18 protein-coding genes and 2 pseudogenes are annotated in these 20354 nt (G+C 66.2%); 9 read left to right on the top strand and 11 right to left on the bottom strand.

Annotated elements, in window-relative coordinates; genetic code table 11:
- Positions 1-1034: 1034 nt before the first annotated feature.
- Together ACFWUP_RS00680 and ACFWUP_RS00685 are read right to left on the bottom strand one after the other, a co-directional pair.
- Entirely contained in the window at positions 1035-1409 is a 375-nt protein-coding gene (locus ACFWUP_RS00680; RefSeq protein ID WP_379229536.1) for a VOC family protein, read from the bottom strand.
- A gap of 314 nt (positions 1410-1723) precedes the next feature.
- A complete protein-coding gene (locus ACFWUP_RS00685; RefSeq protein ID WP_379229537.1) occupies positions 1724-2542 on the bottom strand; it encodes a helix-turn-helix domain-containing protein in 819 nt (272 codons plus the stop codon).
- 87 nt (positions 2543-2629) lie between these two features.
- On the opposite strand from ACFWUP_RS00685, the gene ACFWUP_RS00690 reads away from it, so the two are divergent.
- Positions 2630-3040, top strand: a complete 411-nt coding sequence (locus ACFWUP_RS00690; protein ID WP_379229538.1) for a hypothetical protein — start codon at positions 2630-2632, stop codon at positions 3038-3040.
- On the top strand, positions 3037-3438 hold the full coding sequence (locus ACFWUP_RS00695) for an SgcJ/EcaC family oxidoreductase (RefSeq protein ID WP_379229539.1): 402 nt from the start codon (positions 3037-3039) through the stop codon (positions 3436-3438). The genes ACFWUP_RS00690 and ACFWUP_RS00695 overlap by 4 nt, the downstream gene beginning before the upstream one ends.
- A gap of 55 nt (positions 3439-3493) precedes the next feature.
- On the opposite strand, the gene ACFWUP_RS00700 is transcribed toward ACFWUP_RS00695, so the two are convergent.
- From ACFWUP_RS00700 to ACFWUP_RS00715, 4 genes and pseudogenes are all read right to left on the bottom strand, one after another.
- Entirely contained in the window at positions 3494-3964 is a 471-nt protein-coding gene (locus ACFWUP_RS00700) for a hypothetical protein (RefSeq protein ID WP_379229540.1), read from the bottom strand.
- 655 nt (positions 3965-4619) lie between these two features.
- Positions 4620-5587, bottom strand: a pseudogene (locus ACFWUP_RS00705) (ADP-ribosylglycohydrolase family protein).
- 56 nt (positions 5588-5643) lie between these two features.
- Complete coding sequence (locus ACFWUP_RS00710; RefSeq protein WP_379229541.1) at positions 5644-6540, bottom strand: helix-turn-helix transcriptional regulator; 897 nt, start codon at positions 6538-6540, stop codon at positions 5644-5646.
- Between the two features lie 129 nt (positions 6541-6669).
- Entirely contained in the window at positions 6670-7353 is a 684-nt protein-coding gene (locus tag ACFWUP_RS00715) for a hypothetical protein (protein ID WP_379229542.1), read from the bottom strand.
- 626 nt (positions 7354-7979) lie between these two features.
- Here ACFWUP_RS00715 and ACFWUP_RS00720 point away from each other — a divergent pair.
- The gene (locus ACFWUP_RS00720; protein WP_379229543.1) at positions 7980-8129 is read left to right on the top strand and encodes a hypothetical protein; all 150 of its coding nucleotides are present in this window, start codon (positions 7980-7982) and stop codon (positions 8127-8129) included.
- A gap of 55 nt (positions 8130-8184) precedes the next feature.
- On the opposite strand, the gene ACFWUP_RS00725 is transcribed toward ACFWUP_RS00720, so the two are convergent.
- The 3 genes from ACFWUP_RS00725 to ACFWUP_RS00735 all read right to left on the bottom strand — a co-directional run bounded on the left by ACFWUP_RS00725 (position 8185) and on the right by ACFWUP_RS00735 (position 10608).
- Complete coding sequence (locus tag ACFWUP_RS00725) at positions 8185-9177, bottom strand: NADP-dependent oxidoreductase (RefSeq protein ID WP_379229544.1); 993 nt, start codon at positions 9175-9177, stop codon at positions 8185-8187.
- A gap of 75 nt (positions 9178-9252) precedes the next feature.
- The gene (locus tag ACFWUP_RS00730; protein WP_379229545.1) at positions 9253-9648 is read right to left on the bottom strand and encodes a hypothetical protein; all 396 of its coding nucleotides are present in this window, start codon (positions 9646-9648) and stop codon (positions 9253-9255) included.
- A gap of 135 nt (positions 9649-9783) precedes the next feature.
- Positions 9784-10608 carry an SAM-dependent methyltransferase gene (locus ACFWUP_RS00735; protein WP_379229546.1) on the bottom strand — a complete coding sequence of 275 codons (825 nt, stop codon included), beginning with the start codon at positions 10606-10608 and terminating at the stop codon, positions 9784-9786.
- 175 nt (positions 10609-10783) lie between these two features.
- Here ACFWUP_RS00735 and ACFWUP_RS00740 point away from each other — a divergent pair, with 175 nt between their 5' ends.
- The 3 genes from ACFWUP_RS00740 to ACFWUP_RS00750 are packed head-to-tail and all read left to right on the top strand — an operon-like array spanning position 10784 to position 15060.
- Positions 10784-12211 (top strand): MFS transporter, encoded by a 1428-nt coding sequence (locus ACFWUP_RS00740; protein ID WP_379229547.1) that lies wholly within the window; start codon positions 10784-10786, stop codon positions 12209-12211.
- A gap of 39 nt (positions 12212-12250) precedes the next feature.
- Positions 12251-13864: a serine/threonine-protein kinase gene (locus ACFWUP_RS00745; protein WP_379229548.1), complete on the top strand. Its 1614-nt coding sequence runs from the start codon at positions 12251-12253 to the stop codon at positions 13862-13864.
- Positions 13861-15060 carry a hypothetical protein gene (locus ACFWUP_RS00750; protein WP_379229549.1) on the top strand — a complete coding sequence of 400 codons (1200 nt, stop codon included), beginning with the start codon at positions 13861-13863 and terminating at the stop codon, positions 15058-15060. Before ACFWUP_RS00745 ends, ACFWUP_RS00750 begins: the two co-directional genes overlap by 4 nt.
- Here the strand turns inward: ACFWUP_RS00750 and ACFWUP_RS00755 are convergent.
- Entirely contained in the window at positions 15051-15542 is a 492-nt protein-coding gene (locus ACFWUP_RS00755; protein ID WP_379229550.1) for a glutathione peroxidase, read from the bottom strand. The genes ACFWUP_RS00750 and ACFWUP_RS00755 overlap by 10 nt on opposite strands.
- Before the next feature lie 221 nt (positions 15543-15763).
- Between ACFWUP_RS00755 and ACFWUP_RS00760 the strand changes: the two are divergent.
- A pseudogene (locus tag ACFWUP_RS00760) lies at positions 15764-17188 on the top strand (FAD-dependent oxidoreductase).
- Between the two features lie 145 nt (positions 17189-17333).
- Positions 17334-18923: a GMC family oxidoreductase gene (locus tag ACFWUP_RS00765; RefSeq protein WP_379229551.1), complete on the top strand. Its 1590-nt coding sequence runs from the start codon at positions 17334-17336 to the stop codon at positions 18921-18923.
- Positions 18924-18969: 46 nt separating this feature from the next.
- On the opposite strand, the gene ACFWUP_RS00770 is transcribed toward ACFWUP_RS00765, so the two are convergent.
- Positions 18970-19314, bottom strand: a complete 345-nt coding sequence (locus ACFWUP_RS00770; protein ID WP_379229552.1) for a DoxX family protein — start codon at positions 19312-19314, stop codon at positions 18970-18972.
- 111 nt (positions 19315-19425) lie between these two features.
- Between ACFWUP_RS00770 and ACFWUP_RS00775 the strand changes: the two genes are divergently transcribed.
- Positions 19426-20310 (top strand): sigma-70 family RNA polymerase sigma factor, encoded by an 885-nt coding sequence (locus ACFWUP_RS00775; protein WP_379229553.1) that lies wholly within the window; start codon positions 19426-19428, stop codon positions 20308-20310.
- The last annotated feature ends 44 nt before the right edge of the window (positions 20311-20354 follow it).

Genomic DNA, 20354 nt, shown 5'->3' on the forward strand with positions numbered 1-20354 from the left:
CCGCACCGAACTTTGAAGCCAACACCCGCCCCGTAACCGAACTCGATCAGATCCGGCCAGATGAATGGCAGCGAGCTCCCGACGGGCCGGCGTCGCACGGCAGCGAGGCCGTTCTCACGGGCTGCAGGCCTACTACCTTTCCGCATTCAAGCCTCGGGTGCCCCATTGGACCATCGGAGTTCGATCGTGGAACGAGCCTTCGCCCAAGCTCTTTGGAACTGCTCAGCAGTTATCACTTCGAGGGAGGAGACCTCGACGTGCCAATCATTGGTGCTGGATTCCGAGAGGGCGCCATACTTGCTCTCGTATGCGTTGACCGCGCGGATTCCGCCGTGATCCCGTGCGCGCATCACCTCGTCCAACGCTGCGGCGGTGGCCGGTTCGCCGTCTGAACCTCGCAGATCGACCTGCCGGTTCAGCCGACCATCGTCATCGATTTCGAGGAGGAGCCAGATGTCCTCGTCCGCTTAGTAGTCACGAATCCACCACATCCGCCCAGTATCACGGCCTCGCGATCGCCGAGGCAACGTAGTGGCATGCCGAAACCATTGGCGCACAGTGGGAGAAGAGGAAGCCATTGCCCACCAGCTCACGATCAACGGTTCGGAACAACCGGAAGAACCGGCACAAGCGGCGACGATCGATTTTTCCGATGCCTACCCCACGTTACTCAGTATCTTGGGCGGCGAGGGCGCCTTCGGGCGATCTTCTGAATCTGAAGGGCGCCTGAGACTTTGGCGTCACCTGCACTTGATGGCGGGGTCGGCCGATGTCGACGACATCAACGACTTCGTCGCTCGAATCCGTTGCCTGACCTGGCGGACTGGAGCGACGACCTCTGGTACATGCACCTGGCCATCGAAGACCCCGCCCAGCGCACCCCCTGAGCACTGGACGGTCAGGACTTCGACTGATGCGGCTGCACGCCTACAGTCGCGCCGATAGGCTCTGGCTCGATTGTCCGAGCAACTGACACCATGCACGCAACCGCTCGATAAGCGGCACGTGAGTACGTCTGATTGGACCCGGCGGACCTACGCGGCACCCGGCGGCACCGTGAGACAGAACGGATGTCCCGACGGGTCGAGAAGCACGCGCCAGCGATCCGGTGCGGGCTGGAACTGCGCCTTGACCGCGCCACAGCCGATCGCCGCCCCCTCCGCAACATCGAGATCGGTAACGAACAGATCAAGGTGCATCTGCTTCGGTACCCGATTGCCGGGCCACTCCGGCGGTATGTGGTCCTCCACGCGTTCGATCGTCAGCATCACCCCCGATCCGCGGAGCACCACCAAATCGTCGGACTCGTACCGGATTTCGAAATCCAGCAACGCTCGATAGAACTGGGCAAGGCGTCGGGCGTCCCGGCTGTCAAGCGCAATCGCACCGAACCTGGCTATCGCGGTCATAGCTCTCCATACCTGTGGCCCTAGCCTGACGCAAGGACCGACCTCCTGCCATGCATACCATCGTTTGCCCGCTATCGCTCTATGGTGCGGCGGTGGTAGCGCCCGCCCGAGTTGGTACCTCGGACGATCTGGGGCGATGCCCGCTCATCGGCAGAAGAGTGCGTTGGGCGACTGGTGCCGCGGCCTCGGGATCCACCGGGTCGCGGCGTGAGCGTGCGTTAGGCACGTATTCGATCCTTGCGCGCCGAGGCGTTCAGCGCGGGCTCATGATTCCAGCCGCCCGCACCTGGCGAACTCCACCACGGTGCGAGCGGTCAGGGGCAGGTTCGGGCACCTGCGGTGAAGAGCGTGCGCAGCGTGTCCGCGGTGAATTCGTCCATCGGATAGAACAATTCGATGGCCAATTCCGCGAGCGTGACGTCCGAGGGTGCGCCGAAGGTGACCATGGTGCTGAACATGCGTAGCTCGCCTACCGGGGTGGCGATGCGCAGCGGCACCGCGAACGGCGTCGGCGCACCGGGGTCGGGTTCGGTGTGCGCTGGGACCGGGTACTGCGAGACCTCGTCGTACAGGGCGCGCAGAATCGGGTCGCCTGTCGCCCGCACCTGGTGGAGCAGCCGTTCGAGGAGGAATTCCCGGACCTGACCGTGGTTGATCATGTGTGTGGCGGCATCGGGCGGGCCGGGGTGCAGGGCCAGGCGGTAGACGTTGGGCCGTTCCATCAGCTGCTCGTCGACCTCGTTGGAGAACAGGCCCATCGCGCGATTGGTGGCTACGACATTCCAGTACCGGTCCACCGCGACCGCCGGATACGGTTCGTGTGCGGTCAGCATGGTGTCCAGCGCGGTCCTGGCAGCGGCGAGATGGGCGTCGTCCAGGCTGCTCTCTCGATACTCCGGAGCGAATCCACCCGCGAGCAACACCGTATTGCGTTCGCGCAGCGGAACTTCCATGACACCGCAGAGTTTGAGCACCATGGCCCGGCTCGGCTGGGCCTTCCCGGTCTCCACGCAGGACAGGTGTCGTGCCGAACTGTCGGCGGCCAGCGCCAGCTCCAGCTGACTCAGCCGCCGCCGCTGCCGCCAATCTCTCAGCAGTGTGCCGACGGGGGATTCCTGCATCGAACGCGTCACCCAGCCACGCTATCGGTCCGGTGCGACCGGATGCCATGACCTCCGAGGTCATTGAGACGATGACCGGCCGCTGGCAACGTCGACGTCATGACCACGACGACCATCTTCGAATCGGGCCCCGGCCTGCGCACCGCGTTGCGGGTAGACGGCTGGAGCACCGGCGTCTTCGGCGCCTTTCTGCTGGCCACGGCCCCGTTATTGCGCGATCCGCTCGGATTGCCGACCTCCTGGTCGATCCCCTTCGGCGTCGGAATGCTGGGCGGCGCCGCTGTGCTGCTGCTCATCGCGCGCCACTCGCGGCCACCGGCTCGTCTGGCTGCCGTCGTAGTCGCGGTCAACGCGCTGTCGGCGGTGCTCATGGTCGAGCTCGCCGTCATCGACGTGATTCCGCTGACGAATGGGGGCCGGGTCTTCCTGCTCGCGGGCGCAACGTTTGTCGCGAGTTTCGCCGTCCTCGAGTTCGTGGGCCTGCGTCGCCGGGGACCGGTGACGTCGTGACCGACGAAACCGCCATCCTCGCTCTGCTGCGCGCGCAGATGGACGCCTGGGCCGCAGGTGACGGCACCGCCTTCGCCGCCACGTTCACCCCCGACGCCGATTTCGTCTCGGTGATCGGGGAACGCATCCAGGGCCGGACCGAACTCGCCACCGTCATGCAGGAGGGCTTCGACGGGTTCATGAGGGGCACCCGCATGGCCGAACCCGAAACCACCACGCTGCGTTTCCCGGCACCGAATGTCGCGGTGCTGATCACCGTGGGTGATCGCCCCATGCCCCCGGGCGTGCCCGCGCCACCCGATTCCCGGTCCGTCCAAACCCGAGTCGCGGTGCGCCACACAGGAACCTGGCTGTTCACCACCTTCCAGAACACCCGGATCAGCCAGTTCTCGCAGTGAGTCGGGTACGCGGCATGAGCTGACGTTTGAAAGTCCTGACCCGAGAGTCGAGATTTCAACCGTGGTAGTCGAGTAGCTCGGTCAAGTAGTGGGCGCGGTCCTGCTCGCCGAAGTCACGAAGCGCACCGGCGAGCTTGAACCCGAGATTGTCTGCATCCGGGTCCTCGAGGCAGTTGTAGATCCAGTTCAGCGTGAACTGTGTGACTCCGGTGTCACTGACTGCGCGGACGTCATCGAGACGCATACTTTCGCCATCGATGACGCACCGGACACCGGTGCATGTCTTGGCCAGTAGCTCGGCAAGGTACACCGAGTAAGCCAACACCTTGACCGCGCGGAGGGAAGGTTTTTCGTCGGGGTCCTCGGCCATCGATTCGACGACTCCCTGAACGAAAAAGACGCTCGGATCGGTCCCGTCGAGGTTGGCACCTTCTCCTCTGGCCCAGTCGAGGAATCGATGTGCTTCGGCCAAAAGTTGATCACTCACGACGGCATCGTATGCGGCGGGACCGATGCTCACGCTCATCGGCAAATGCGGACGTTCGTGGTTGCGCGCCCACCGGCAATTCAGTACGTTCGGCCACCGACACCTCCGGAGGCTGGAGATCTGTCGCCGCGAAACCTCGGGCGCCTCCGATAAACATGAACGTCGGCCGCCACTGAACTCCAGACCCTGGACCCGCCGCTACTGTCAACGCATGGGGATTCCCGAGCTCGCCGATCTCATCTGGCTCTTCGAGGACGAGCCGACACGGCAGTTCGATGATCTCCTGTGGCCCGTCGGATTGCACTCGTTCCAGCTGACCCGAGGAGCGCAGACCGTTCGGTCTCCCTGGACCCCGTCGCAGGCGAGGCCTACGTCAGCATCTACACGGGCGAGCAAGAGCACACACACTTGGGCCGTCTTCGCCCAGTGGATCGACTCAGCATCGACAGAGGCCCGGCCGACTACGAAGGTCCGCGGCTGTGGCTTCAGGATCTCACGAACGAGCCTGTGACACTGCAGACCAAACCTCAGATCCGGCTGTCGTGGGACGTGAAAAGCCCTGGTACCTGGTAGCACCCGTCGAGCTGCTTGCCACTCTCATCGTCGGCGGACCACTGTCGCGATCGCGCTCGGCGTCACTTGATCACGACATCTGTCACCGCGACCGCGCGCCCAGCGGCATTACAGCGCGTCTTCAGGCAAGCGGTATAGCCGCGGTTGCCCATTCAGGTAGCAGCTCGCAGCTCGCGAACCATTCGGGCGGCACGATCTCGCGGACGGGGCCGGCACCGATAATTCCGCCGATGATTGCGCACGTGGTGTCACTGTCACCGCCTGCCGAGGCGGCCGTCCAGCACGAGTCGGCGAAATCATGGCCGTGGTGAGCCGCGACCCAGAGGCAGAACGGGACAGTATCGAGCGCGGAGGTGTCGTGTCCGACTCCCAGCTCCGCAGCCGCAGTGACAGCATCGCGAACATCCTCGGCATTGGTGATCTTGTCTCGGACAGGGCCGGTTGGCGTCCAGGCGGCGACAGTTTCGAGAAACTGACTACGACGTAGCTGCGGTTGCGTCGAGAACAGGCAGCAGCAACAGCCACCGCGACCGCACCGGCTACAGCATCGGGGTGGGTATGGGTGACCACCGCCGAAGCTGCCGCCTCATCGACGACCCGGTCCAGGTCATCAGCGAACCACGCACCCAGCGGTGCCACCCGTATGGAGGCACCATTGCCCCAGGAACCCCGCCCCTCACGTGCCTGTTGAGCGAGTTCACGCCAGTGATAGCCCTTTTGGCGCATGAGCCGCAAGATCCGGCTCGTCCCGGGCCCGTATCGGCGATAGAGGTCGTAATGCTCAGCGAAGGAACCGGCCAGCGCCTCCTGATCGATGCGACCGTGGGCGTTGAGCACAGCGAAAATCGAGCACGCCATCTGCGTATCGTCGGTCCACAACCACGGCCCGGGCAACACGGTTCGCGACCGCAACGCGCCACGATTGATCGCGTCGTCGAAACATGCCCCGAACGCGTCACCTACCGCCAAACCACGCAACGAGGACAGTGCCCGTGCCCGTCCATCAGGTTTCATCCAGCCAGTCTGACAGTCGCCGCGACCACCGGCCCGAATCCGACGTTGCCTGAACGCAACGTAGACCACGTTCATGATGTCCTCGAGCCGCAGCAGATCTAGCCCGCCACTGCGGTCCCTGGCCAGTACTTTCAACCACCTGGATGCGCGTCAGCGACATGCGCCTGCCACGACGCGCCACGCTGCTCGGGAGTCATCGCCAGCAATGCCGTCAGCTTGGCTGACTCGGTATCGTCGACCGGGGTGAAGACCTGCACCCACGCCCCGTCGATGACCGGCAACGACATACTCGTCATGTGCATCGCGACCGAACCGACAGCCAGGTTCTGGATCACCTTTACCAGGTTTGTCGGCACTGCGACATCGTTGCTCGCCCACAACTCGGCGAACAACGCACTCTTGCTACACATCTCATCAACGAATGACTGCCAGCCCGGATCCCCGAAATACTTGACGTAGGCGCCACGCAAATAAGCGACCATCCGCCGCAGATCATGGGAATTGTGCACGTACGGGTTACAGCAATCGGGGGTGAGAAAGACCTGACGCAACACATTTTTCGTCGTCAGGGCGAATCCCGGACACAGAGCCGCGTAGGCGTCATTATGGGCCAGCACATCGTATTTCGCGGTGAGTAGCACCGCAGGCAGCGGATTCAACTGCGTCAGAATCGCGGCGAGGCCCGGTGGCATCTCGGACTGTTGCGCCGATTGCACCGTCGGCACATCAGCCAGTCGGTACAGATGCGCCTTCTCCGTCGGATCGAGACGCAACGTACGAGCGACGGCGTTCAGAACCTGAGTGCTGGCGTTGATCCGACGGCCCTGCTCGAGCCACGTGTACCAGGTTGTCCCGATTCCCGACAATTGGGCGACTTCCTCACGCCGCAGCCCAGGCGTGCGGCGACGTGAACCGGATGGCAACCCGACGTCGGCCGGGGTAACCTTGGCGCGACGCGATTTCAGGAACGCACCGAGTTGGGCTCGGCGCTCGGTGCGCACCGAGCGTAGGTCGACCAGATCACTCATCACATAATCGTCGCCGATGTCGATCCTGGTATCCAGGTGGTGCTGGTACCCGGATCGACGCGGTGTGTCCAGCACTCGCGACTGAGCAAGTCCCGCACAGGGACCCGACATCTACCGGAGTACCTCAGGCTACCCGAAGGCTTCCAACGCTTCGGCGACAGCGTCCTCCGCGCACGGAACCGGGCTGCATGCGGCACGAACCATATCCACGGTGGCAGCGGCACCGGCCGCGACGAGTGCGGTCAGAGCTCCGAGGTCCGGGGTGTATTCGGGTTCCGCCCAGTCCTCGTCGTCGATCGACTCTTCGGCGAGATCGTCGATGACATCCTGGAAGGCGAGGTCCAAAGCTTCGACGGCCTCGCGAATCGTCCCCGCGTCGGAGATCACCGACTCGAGCAGATACTGGGCGCCGTCGTCGTGCTCGTAGGAGGCACGGCGCCAACTGGAATCATCGAATCCGTAAACGAACCCGACCGGACGGTGCTGACTCGACACCTCGCTCAGCGACTCGATCCACCACTCGGGTATCCCGGTGACTTGAACCGGAACTTCCGCCGCAGGCCATGGCAGCACAAATTGCCGCTCGGAACTCTCGTGGTCATTGCCACAGATAGCGGCGCGGCCATCGCCCAGGCAGGTCAGCTGTGCCCAGTTGCCACCACCGTCGTCGAATGTCCACACTGTCGCCGACCGTGTCCGGTGCATCGAAATCATGTCGTCGCCGAAACCGAGCGCGTGCTGGATCAGCGCTGACGCCGTCCACCTCCGGCGAATTTCGGTGGGAAGCGGCAGGTGGACGGGGATCGTGCTCATCGTAGCCTTCTGACGATTCTGAGATGCGCATCGTGTCGATGCACCGCGGACCAACTCTTCCGTCGGGTACGGACCCCGGCGTCGACTGCGGAAATACGCGCTCCCCGCAGTCCAGCCGACACTAGCGGTCGAACCCCAGCCGAGCTAGCCGCGACGCCGACAGGGCGAAGTACGGACCCACGGTCGGCGTTCCATCCGAATCTCCTTGCGGCAGAATCGGAATCATCGACAACCCGGCGGGGGCCAAATCAACCCTGGTCGAGGTAGTGCCCGACGTCCGTGCCTACGGCGTGGGCCACGGTGGCCAGCGCTTCGGGTGAGGTGGTGTTGTGGGGAGTGTCGGCGGGGGGTGTGGAAGGCCGGAGTGATTCCGACGAAGGACATCAGCGGTGCCGGGCTCGCGTCGGCCCACAGTTCGCCTTCACCGAACCACTTGGGCGGGTTGAGGATCGGTGCCAATCCGGCGGTGGCGAGCACCTTTTCGACCGGGCCGTATCGGTTCGCTCCATTCTGACAAACAAGGAACGCCCGACTGGCGGAATGTGGTGTGGATCGGTCACCGGCGGTGCGAGTTCGAGCGGGGCCTCCGGCGTTTTCCGCACTCCGAGTGCGACATTGGCGCCCAGGTGCACGATCAGCGCCGGATCAAGGTCGAAAGTATCCAGATAGTGCGCCAACCCGATGTGGTGCAGGATCTCGTGTCCGGGGGCACCGACCACGACCAGGGGTCGTTCGCCAGCGAAACGCTGCGCGAGGGCGAATCGACGAACTCGTAGAGCCGCGTTCCGTCGGCCCATGATGCCTGTGTCGAACTCATCGGTGTGCCCCCGATCAGTGTTTGACGACGATTTTCCCCTTGGCGTGACCCTGCTCGACGTAGGCCATAGCCTTGAGAGTCTGATCGAACGGGAAGGTGCGGTCGAGAACCGGGCGCAAGGTTCCGTTGTCGTAGAGTGCGGCCAGTTCCGCGAGGCGTGCGCCATCGGCCTTCATGAAGAAGAAGGAGTACCGCACTTTCAGTTTCTTCGCCTTCCAGCGAATTTTGAGGCTCAGCAGCGCCAGCACGGGGGCGAGCAGGGGTTGGCCGAGTTGGCGGGCGAAGGAGGAGTCGGGCGGGCCGACCACGCTGATCGCGAGCCCGCCGGGCCGGAGAACTGTCAATGACTTTTCCAGGTTGGCGCCACCGAGCGAGTCGAGGACGACGTCGTATCCGGTCAGGATCTCGGCGAAATTCTCTTTCTTGTAGTCGATCACCTCATCCGCGCCCAAGAGGCGCGCCTTCTCGACGTCGCGGGTACTCACAGTGGTGGCCACATACGCGCCCAGATACTTGGCGACCTGGATAACGGTCGAGCCGAGGCCGCCCGCACCGGCGTGGACGAGGACTTTTTGACCCGGCTCGACGTGTGCGAGATCGACTAAAAGTTGCCAAGCGGCCAGCGCGACCAGCGGGACCGCAGCGGCCTCGTCGAACGACAGCGATCGCGGTTTGAGCGCTACATCGTCCTCGTCGATCGCGATGAAGTCGGCGAAGGTTCCGATCCTGAGATCCCTCGGCCGAGAATAGACTTCATCGCCCACCTGAAATCCACGAACGTTCGCGCCGACTTCGGTCACAACACCGGAGACATCATGCCCCAGAATGAACGGGAACTTGTACTTCAGCAACTGCTTGAACTCGCCGTTACGAACCATTTTGTCCAGCGGGTTGATACTGGCGCCGCGAACCTGGACCAGAACGTCACGCGCACCTACCGTCGGCTCGGGAACATCCGCCGCCCGTAGTCCACCCTCACCGTAGGACTCGACAAGAAACGCCTTCATCTCAGAATGCCCTCTCTCGAACAATGCGAGTGTGATGGCCGAGGAAAAGCTCGAGCTTAGCTTCGGGCTAGCGGATCAGCTCGAAGTGTCCGGCAATGACGGAGTGGTGTCGTCCGGGTTTCGCTCCCGTGAGCTGATTCGGCGCGGCTTCACCTTTGGGCGACCGGTGCGGGCAGGAGCGTCTGTACTGGCACGGTTCCAGCGGGTGGCGACCAGGTCGATCACGTTCTCGTGGTCGGCCTCGGCGGCCGGCTGTGGAGGTGCGTCGGCCGGCCACGAGCCCGTCTGGCCCTGCAGCTCCGCGCGGGTTACCGGGCGCGTCGGTGCCGGGTCTTGAACAGGGTCGGCCAGCCAGGGGCGGCGGCGCAGTTCGTCGATGTCGTCTCGGCCGCGGCGCGGTCGCTTCGGTAGCCGAACGACGTTCGACTTGCCTTTTTCCGCCGCGCCGGAACCGTCATCGGCGGGCTTCACTGTCTTCTCACTTCCAACGCTCCACAGCGACGGCCGCACCGGCGAACCTCGGCTTCGGTCTAGCACTCACCTCTACATTCTGCCTCGAGGCGCGGCCTGCGGTGATGCCGGAGTCGGCGGGGACTGTGGGTTCGGCTATCGCTTGCGGCCGACGCCGCCGACGATGCAGTGGCGGACGTCGGACAGCGGGGTGAGGTGGGGGCCGTCGGGCCACCAGTCGTCGCAGCGGACGAGGCCGGGTTCGACCATGTCGAGGGTGCCGAACATGGCCTGGATCTCGTCGCGGGTGCGGAAGCGGCCGCTGCCCATCGGGCTGTGGATGAACTTCTCTTCCATCTTCTGGGCGAGGTCGCTGTATTCGGCGGTCTCGGGGTCGTGGAAGTGGGCGATGGCGACGAACGAACCGGACGGCAGGGCGTCGATGTAGGTCTGCATCAGGGCGGGGCCGTCTTCGCCGAGATAGTGGTGCAGGGTGCCGATGTGGAACAGGGCCACGGGACGGGTGAAGTCGAGTTCGCGGCGGACCGTTTCGTTGCCGAGGACCTCGAGGGGGCGGAAGATGTCGGCTTCGGCGATGCGGGTGCGGCTGTTGCTGGCCAGCAGTGCGGCGGCGTGGACGAGGACCGACGGGTCGTTGTCGACGTAGACGACCTTGGACTGGGGGTTGACCCGCTGGACGACCTGGTGGGTGTTCTCCGCGGTCGGCAGGCCAGATCCGAGGTCGAGGAACTGGTCGATGCCCGCCCTGGCGAGGAAGCGGCAGACCCGGATCAGGAAGTCGCGGTTGGCCCAGGCGAGGTCGTTGACCTGCGGGGCGACGGTGCGGACCTGGTCGAGTACCTCGCGGTCCACGTCGAAGTTGTCCTTGCCGTTGAGGGCGGCGTCGTAGACACGCGCGATGCTCGCACGGGTGATGTCGACCCCGACCGGCACAGCGCTGGGGTAAGCGGCAGAAGACATCGGGGGCGCCTTTCGGGCATCGAACCGAGTGGACGAATTTCAGCCTAGATCATCGGTTGCGTTGTTGGACAAGCTATTCCGACACCAGCCCGGCTCGGTCGCGTAGTCGGGTATTCGGAGTACCCGTATCGGTGGGCTCCTATTCACGCCACGTCGACCGGCCGACGATCAGTGGATGATCCAGATGCTCAGACCGGCACCAGTGCCCGAACCTGCGGCGGGCAGGCGTTCGATCGCCCTGCTCGTCGTCATCCTCACCGCCCAGTTCATGGCGGTGCTCGACGGTTCCATCGTCAATGTCGCCATCCCGTCCATTCGCTCCGACCTCGACGCCCACGGCGCCGCAATGCAATTGATCGTCGCCGGGTATGTGATCGCGTACGCGGCGCTGCTGGTGGGTGGTGCGCGACTGGGTGACCGCTTCACTCAGCGTCGTGTGTTCATCGCGGGGCTCGTCGTGTTCACGCTGACCTCGCTGGCCTGTGGGCTGGCGTGGAACGAGGCCTCGCTCATCCTGTTCCGTTTCGGTCAGGGGGTGGGTGCGGCGGCGATGGTGCCGCAGGTGATGACGTTGATCCAGCGCACTTTCGCCGGGGCCGCACGGGCAAGGGCGCTGAGTATTTATGCGGCGATCGTCTCCGGTGGCGTGGTGACCGGGCAGATTCTCGGTGGGTTGATCGTCGACGCGGATGTGGCGGGCAGTGGTTGGCGTGCGGTGTTCCTGGTGAACGTGCCGCTCGGGCTCGCACTGCTGGTGCTGGCGCCACGGGTGCTGCCGGTGACCGCGGGGCGCACGGATCGGACGGTCGACGGGCCGGGTCTGGTGACGCTCACGGCGACGGTGTTGTTGCTGGTCGTGCCGCTGGTGCTGGGGCGTGAACTCGGCTTTCCGCTATGGTCGTGGCTGTGCCTTGGCGCGGGTGTGCTCGGACTGGTGGTGTTCGTACTGATCGAACGCGCGGTTGCCGGCCATGGTCGCGATCCGCTGTTCGCGCCGCAGGTGGTCGGGGCGCCCGGGCTGATCGCCACGGCCGCGACGCTGTTGCTGGTGATGGGGACCTTCAGCGGGTGGCTGTTCGTGAGCGCGATTCACCTGCAGAGCGATCTCGGCTACAGCGCGCTGCGGGCCGGCGTGCAGTTCTTGCCGATGGGCGTCGCGTTCGCGGTGGCGGGGCTGTACTGGCAGCGCGTTCCGGCGCGGTGGCACACGCTGATGATTCCGTTCGGACTGGTCGCGAGCGCGGTGTCGCTGGGGTGGCTTGCGTGGTTGCTGGGTGACGGTGCGGGTGTGGGGCCTGCGGCGTCGATCGCGTTCGGTCTGTACGGGCTCGGCAACGGGCTGGCATTCAGTCCGTTGATGACACGGGCGCTGGCCGCAGTGCCGATCACGCTCGCTGCCGATGCCAGCGGGATTCTGGTGACCGGTGTGCAGATGGGGATCGTCGTCGGGATCGCGAGCATCGGTTCGGTGTTCTTCGAACTCGCGGGGACGACCACGGCATCGACGGCCGACGCGGTGGCAGCCGTGCACCTGATCTGCGCGGCGACCACCCTCGTCGCCGCTGTCTCGGCGACGATCGCCGTGCGCCGGATCCGCCGCTGAACGATCGCGAGGACGCCGGTCCTGGGCTAGCGTGGCACCATGCACGAGCTCAGGGCCGGTGACATCTTCGCCGGTTATCGCATCGAGCGGGTGCTCGGGTCGGGCGGGATGGGCAGTGTGTTCGCCGCCCGGCATCCGAGGTTGCCGCGATTGGTCGCGGTGAAGTTGCTGCATTCCTCCTACTCGGCGGATCCGGTGTTCCGTGGGCGGTTCGAGCGGGAGGCCGACCTGGCGGGGCGGCTGGACCATCCCAATATCGTGGCGATCCACGATCGGGGCAGCGAGGACGGTCGGCTGTGGATCGCGATGCAGTATGTCGCGGGCTCCGATGCGGAATCGGCGGTGCGGGCGGGGGCTTTGGCGCCGGAGCGGGCGTTGCATATCGCGCGGTCGACGGCGGATGCGCTCGATTACGCGCACGCGGCCGGGTTGCTGCATCGCGACGTCAAACCGGCCAATATTCTGCTCAGCGAGAGCGCGATCGGCGGGGGTCAGCGGGTGCTGCTCACCGATTTCGGTATTGCCAAGGCGGTCGACGAGGGCACGGCGCTGACCGAGACCGGGTCGCTGGTGGCGACACTGCGGTACGCGGCGCCCGAGCAGCTCGACGGGCGCGGTGCGAGTCCGCGTTCGGATCAGTATTCGTTGGCGTGCACGCTTTTTCACCTGTTGGCGGGGTGTCCGCCGTTTACCGCTACCAGTGCGGGCGCGTTGGTGGCTGCGCATCTGATGCAACCGGTGCCGCGGATCAGCACGGTGGTGCCCGGTCTGGCCGCGGCCGACCCGGTGTTCGAGCGGGCGTTGGCCAAGGATCCCGGGCACCGGTTCGCCAACTGCTCGGAGATGGTGGCGGCGGCCACTACAGCGCTGACGAGCGGAATCGCTCCGACGCGACCGTTCACCGAGTCGGGCAGTGGGGCAACGCTGTTCACCGGTGGCCCAGCTCAGCCGTTGCCCGGCACTCAGGGCAGTCCGCGTCCGCAAGACGCGGGGCCGAGCGGATCGGCTTGGGCCGCACCGGGAATCGGCGCTCCGGATGAGCGTGCGCTCGGTGTCGAGAGTCGGGCGCAACCGGACGGGACCACGCGTCGCGGTAAGGCAGTGTGGTGGACAGTGGGCGTCGGCGGGCTGGTGCTCGTGCTGGCGATCGCGACTGCCGTGCTCGTGAACCGGGGATCAGGCGACAACGGTGCGGTTCCGACGACAACGACCGGCACGCCGACCACCACGGTCGACGCCTGGGCGGCAGCGCGGCCGACCATCGCCATGTTCCCCGACCTGTTGCCCGCGAATCCCGACAGCGAAGGATATCGGGGGTTCCGGTGCAGTTTCGCGACGAAGAACGCGGATGCGGTGTGGGACACCGGTTTCGACTGCACCGATCGCGAGGGACTGCAACTACAGCTGCTCGCGCACTCCGACGCCGAGACCGTCGATCGGTTCGTCGCGACCTTGCCCGCCGGGCCGACCCAGCAGCTGCGGTCGCGCTACGGCAGGCCGCTGATCGTGCACAGTTTCAACGGCTCCACCGGACCTTGGCTGCTGGTGCGGTTCGATGCCGCACCGTATTCGACTGTGCTGCTCCAGGTGTACTGGAAGGGCCACACTCATCAGGAGATGATCGACCAATGGTTGAGTACCGCACCCCTGTGACCGCGCGCCTCGCACTCGGCGCGTTGGCGGTTCTGCTCGTCGGCTGCGGCACCGTCGAGGGTGCCGCGCTACCCGGTGAGATCGACGTTCGGTCCCTCGACGTGGGCAGTTACACGACCGCGCCCGCCGATATCGACGCGGGGCGAAAGCCAACGGACGGGCCGATTCTGGAAGGTTTGCGGATGGCGGGGGTGGTGGTTTTTCCGCACGAGATCGATCCGGCGCTGACCTACAACTGGGGTACCGATGTCTTGGACACGCCGCGGCGAACGTCGGAGGTCTCGGCCATCTCGAATGTCAATTTGCCTGTGCTGGAACGACACCGGATGATCGTCGGCTTCGATATCGCCGAGGGTAGTCAGGCGTTCGACAAGGCGAAGCCGGCGATCGAGACCGATGCGCGGATCACCAGGATCGTGCTGTTGAGGTTCCCCGGCGCCGCGACCGCGAAAGAGGCGGCGCGCGAGCTCGAGGCAACCGATTTCGGGGTGAGCCCGGACAACCAGCCGGTGGCGATTCCCGGTTACCCTGCCGCACACGCACATTGGCGACCTGGCATCAAGACGATCGGCGCGACCTTCGCCCACGGGGAGATCGTGGTGAGCATGTTCCTGCAGCATCCCTCCCCCGATATCGACGCTCTCGCCAAGCGCGTCGCGGCGGTCCTCGACGCCCAGATTCCGCTGCTCGACGGGTTCACGCCGACCGCACCCGACCAGATCGCAGAACTCCCCCGCGACCCCGATGATCTGTTGCGCCGCACCTTGATTCCCGGCCCGGCCAATCAGCAGATCGCCATCTCCTCACGCGAGTTCGCCCCGTGGCCGGGGCGCGCGAGCCTGCACTTTCGCCCCGCCGAACCTGCCGAGCTCGGCGCGGCATGGGATCGCGGCGGGGTGGACGGCGTCGCGCATTCCTACAGCACCACGCTGTTCCGGTTCCGCGACGAAGCCGCGGCTACTGATTTCGGCAGTACCTGGCAGGACACGCTCAGCGCCGCCGCGCATCCCGTCGCAGCGCCGGAAGATGTGCCGCAGGCGCGATGCGCGGAACGTCGGGCGGGCAGTGCACCTGCCCTGACCCGGTGTTATGTCAGCTACCGCCGCTACGGCGCCTTCGTCAGCGGCGCCGAACCGGCGGGGGTTCGCCAGCAGGCGGCGGCACAGTACGCGCTGCTGGCGAACTCTCAGAGCTGAGCTTCGATCGCCTGCACGACCTCGGCGGCGTCGGGGGTGGTGCGCGGGCGGAACCGGCCCGCGACCGTGCCGTCGCGACCGACGAGGAACTTCTCGAAGTTCCACTGCACATCGCCCGCCGCGCCGTCGGCATCGGCGGTCTCGACCAGCGCGGCGTAGAGCGGGTGCCGGCCGTCGCCGTTGACATCGGCCTTGGCGAGTAGCGGGAAGTCGACGCCGTAGGTGACCGAGCAGAATTCCTGGATCTCCTCGGCGCTGCCCGGCTCCTGGCCCATGAACTGGTTGCTCGGGAAGCCGATCACGGTGAAACCGCGCTCGCCGTAGGTCTTCTGCAGTTCCACGAGGGCGCCGTACTGCGGGGTCAGGCCGCACTTGGACGCCACGTTGACCAGCAGCACCGCCCGCTCACCCGCCAGTTCGCCCAGCGTGGTGTCCTCGCCCGCCAGGGTTTGCACCGCAATGTCTCGGATGTTCGCGCTCATCACATCACCACCAGATCTCGTCGATGTCGCTGTCGCCCGCCACCGTACCGGAGGCAGCCAGCGTCCCGCCTGACGGAAGAATCTGTAACACGTTCTTGTTTTGTGGCGCGGTTGACGGCACCATTCCAGTAGTGGCGACGACGCCCGAGCACCGGAGGAACACTGTGAGCGAACTGCCCCATCGGATCGACACCGTCCGCCCGCTGCGCGCGAGCGAGGTGATGCACTGGGATTTCGAGGCCGATGTCGTGGTGGCCGGATTCGGCATCGCCGGCGTGTGCGCGTCGATCGAAGCCGCGCGGGCCGGTGCGAAGGTGCTCATCCTGGAACGGACCGGCGGCTGGGGTGGGGCGGCGGCGCTGGCGGGCGGGTTCGTCTATCTCGGCGGGGGCACACCGTTGCAGAAGGCGCTCGGTTTCGACGACACCCCGGAGAACATGGCGGCCTTTCTCACCGCGGCGCTCGGGCCCGGGGTCGACCAGGCGAAGATCGACGACTACTGCGCGGGCAGCGTCGAGCATTACAACTGGCTCGTCGACTGCGGTGTGCCGTTCAAGGAATCGTTCTGGGGTGAGCCCGGCTGGGAGCCCCCACACGACGAGGGCCTGATGTATTCCGGTGGGGAGAATGCCGCGCCGTTCCTCGACATCGCCGAACCCGCCCCGCGCGGCCATGTTCCGGAGTTGGCGAGTAAGTAGATCGGTGAGCGCAGCGGCGGGTACATGCTGATGAAACCCCTCGCGGACACCGTCGCCGAACTCGGCGTCGACGTCGAATACGACACCCGCATCCGACGGCTCGTCGTCGACGAGGAGGACCGGGTGGTCGGCGTGCTGGCGACCACCTACGGCAAGCCGGTTTACGTGCGGGCCGCGCGCGGCGTCGTGCTGGCGACGGGCAGTTTCGCCTACGACACCGAGATGATCGACCGCTACACCCCGCGGCTGAGCGGCAGGCCGGGCGCGGCGATCGAGGAACACGACGGGATCGGCATCCGGCTGGCTCAGGCACTCGGCGCCGAGCTCGCGCATATGGATGCCAGCGAGGTGGCCATCTTCGGCGATCCGCAGATGATGGCGCGCGGCATCCTCGTCAACGGACGCGGCCAGCGCTACGTCACCGAGGACACCTACCCCGGCCGGATCGGACAGGCGACACTGCTGCAGAACGACAATCAGGCCTTCCTGATCATCGACGAAACCTCCCTCAAGGAGGCCCTGGCAACCGAGAGCGCCACCCCGTTCTTCCGGTTCCAGCCGAAGTGGGTCGCCGAGACGGTCGCCGAGCTCGAGGCCGAAATGGGGTTGCCCGCACAGACATTGCAGACCACTGTCGCCACCTACAACCAGCACGCCGCGCACGGCACCGACCCGCTGCTCGGTAAGAAACCCGAGTGGGTGCGACCGCTCACCGGGGCGCTCGCCTGCTTCGACCTGCGTGGATTCACCGCCGGATTCACCCTCGGCGGGCTGCACACCGACCTGGATTCGCGGGTGCTGCACGTGAGCGGTGAGCCGATCGCCGGGCTGTTCGCGGCGGGTCGCTGCACGTCGGGGCTGTGCGCGTACGGGTATGTCAGCGGGGCCTCGCTCGGTGACGGCAGCTTCTATGGTCGTCGCGCCGGGAAGGCCGCCGCCGCGGGCTGAGCCGCGCGGGACCCACCGGGCGCACTCTGTCAGTACTCTGCTTGCAGCGCCACGCCCGACGACGAGTCCGGCTGCGCCCACGGGCTTTTCACACCCGTGGGCAGGCGCGCCGAACGACAGACGCAGTGCAGATCGGAGTTGGACAGTGCAAGCAGGTGGGACGTCCGCGGATTACGTGATCGTCGGCTCCGGATCCGCGGGGGCGGTGCTCGCGAATCGGCTCAGTGCCGACCCGGGCACCACGGTCGTGCTGCTGGAAGCCGGCCCGGCCGACGACGAAAAGTTCGCCCATATTCCGGCCGCGTTCTCGAAACTGTTTCGCAGCGAGCGTGACTGGGACTATCTGACCGAGCCGCAGGCCGAGCTCGGCGACCGGCAGATCTACTGGCCGCGCGGCAAGACCTTCGGTGGCTCGTCGTCGATGAACGCGATGATGTGGGTGCGTGGGTTCCGCGCCGACTACGAGGAATGGGGGCTGCTGGCGGGTGAGAAGTGGAACTTCGCCGCCGCGGTGGAGCAGTTCCGCAAGATCGAGAACGTCCAGGACGCGCAGTTTCCCGACGAAGGCTCCAAAGGTCCGCAGCACGTGCAGCGTCAGCGCAGTCCGCGCGCGTCGACGCACGCGTTCCTCGAGGCCGCCCGCCAGGCCGGTCACGAGCTGGAATCGGCGAATCGGCCTGCGCCCGAGGGCTTTACGCAGACCATGGTGACCCAGCGGGACGGCAGGCGCTGGAGCACCGCCGACGGGTACCTGCGCCCGGCGATGAAGCGGCCGAACCTGACGGTGCTGGCTTCCTCGCTCGCCACCCGCGTGCTGTTCGAGGGCACCAAGGCCACCGGTGTCGAGTACCACAGTGGCGACGAAACCCGCACGGTGAGCGCCAAGCGCGAGGTCATCCTGTGCGGTGGCGCGGTGAACAGTCCTCAGCTGCTGCAGCTTTCGGGCATCGGCGATCAGGACGACCTCAATGAACACGGCATCGAGGTGGTCGCCCACTCCCCCGAGGTCGGCGCCAACCTGCAGGACCATCTGATCTCGGCGCTCGGCTACAGCGTGGACGGCGACTCGCTGTTCGACGCGGAGAAGCCACTCGAGCTGATCAACTACCTGGTTCGGCATCGCGGCATGCTCACCTCCAATGTCGGTGAGGCGTACGGTTTCGTGCGCAGCGAGCCCGAGCTCGAGCACCCCGATCTGGAACTGATCTACGCGCCCGCGCCGTTCTACCACGAGGGTCTGGTCGAAGCCACCGAGCACGGTGTGGTGCTCGGGGCGATTCTGCTTCGCCCGCGCAGTCGCGGCAAGATCAGTCTCGCCTCGGCCGATCCGGCCGCCAAGCCGGTGATCGATCCGCGGTATCTGTCCGATGCCGACGGTGCCGACCGGGCCGCGTTGACCGCCGGGCTGCGGCTGTGTGCCGGGCTCGCGGGGCAGCCCGCGCTCAAGAGCGCACTCGGCGCGCTGATCTACCCGCCCGAGGCACCCGAGGATCTCGAGGCCGCCATCGCGCTGACCATCGAACAGTTCTCGCACACCCTCTACCACCCGGTCGGCACCTGCCGGATGGGCACCGACGCCGCCAGCGTCGTCACCCCCGATCTGAAGGTGCGCGGCGTCCAGGGTCTGCGCGTCGCCGACGCCTCGGTGATGCCGCTGATCATCCGCGGCCACACCAACGCCCCCGCCATCTTCATCGGCGAACAGGCAGCGGACTTCATCCTGTCCGAGGCCTGATCTGATCGCTGGTGGCGCACCGGAAACGGTGCGCCACCAGCATTTTTCACGCTGCCGCGAGACCCAGCGAAGCTGCCGCGATCAGCAGATAGGGCAGCGGGTAGCCCAGATCCCCGTACCGGCGCGCCCGCAGCACCGTGAATTCGGCGGCAAGGAAATACAGCACCAGCCCCGCAGCGGCGGCGACCGCCAGCGGCCGATAGGCCAGGCCGACGAGCAGACCGAGCCCACCCGCCGCCTTGATCAGGGCCAACGGGGGGAGCGTCCAGGGCGCGATGCCGTACTGGCGCATGTTCTCGCGCACCCAATCGGCACGAACGACATCGATCAGCGCGGCCGCCAGCGCTGCTGCCGCGGCGAGCACGGTGACGATGAGATAAGTGGTGTGCATCGGGATCAGGTCCTCCGGTTCCGAGTGATCGGCGCCTCTGACATCGTGGAAGCCGCCGGACGGCGAGTGCCGTTCACTCCAAGGACGACCGGCATGAGCGAAAGGTGACCGATGCGCGCAAATCGGCCCGAAGCCGCAGCGCGCGCGTTCGAACAGCGGCGCGATCGGCTGCGCGGCATCGCCTACCGGATGGTGGGTTCGACGGCCGACGCCGAGGACGCGGTGCAGGAGGCCTGGATACGGCTGGCCGGAACCGAGACCGAGATCGCCGATCTGGATGGCTGGCTCACCACGGTGGTGTCGCGGATCTGCCTCGATATGCTGCGCGCCCGCACCCGTCGCGCCGAGGTCGCGTCTGCGGATACTCCCGCGCAGGCGGCGACCGGGGACGGGGTGGATCCCGAAGCCGAAGCGCTGCGAGCGGATTCCGTAGGGCGGGCACTGCTCGTCGTCCTCGGCACACTCGGTCCCGAGGAACGGGTCGCGTTCGTGCTGCACGATCTGTTCGCCGTGCCGTTCGCCGACATCGCGCCGATGCTGGGGCGCACACCCGCGACGACCAAGAAGCTCGCCAGTCGCGCGCGGCTTCGAGTGCACGCGCCCGCCCGGATCGAACCGAGCGAGCTGACCGCGCATCAGGCTGCGGTGACGGCCTTTGTGCGGGCTGCTCGTGTGGGCGATCTGGGCGGACTGCTGGCGGTGCTCGCGCCGGAGGTGGTGCGCACGGCCGATCCGGCGGCACTCTCGCCGGGGATGGCCCTGGTCGTGCGGGGAGCCCGCGCGGTCGCCGAGGGCGCGCTCGCGCTGCGGCGGCGGTCGCGGGATGCGGTGCTGGTACTCGTCGACGGCCGACCGGGTCTGGTGGTGGCGGGAGCGAGCGGGCCGGTGTTCGCCGTGACGTTCGTTGTGCACGAGGGGCGGATCGTGGCTTACGACGTCGTGGCCTCGCCGGAACGGTTGGGTGCGCTCACGCTGTCGCTACTGCCGTCGACGTAATGACCCGATTCCGGCCATTGTGGCATTCGATGCACATGTGCGGA

This window comes from Nocardia sp. NPDC058658, from assembly GCF_042716665.1.
Classification (GTDB): domain Bacteria; phylum Actinomycetota; class Actinomycetes; order Mycobacteriales; family Mycobacteriaceae; genus Nocardia.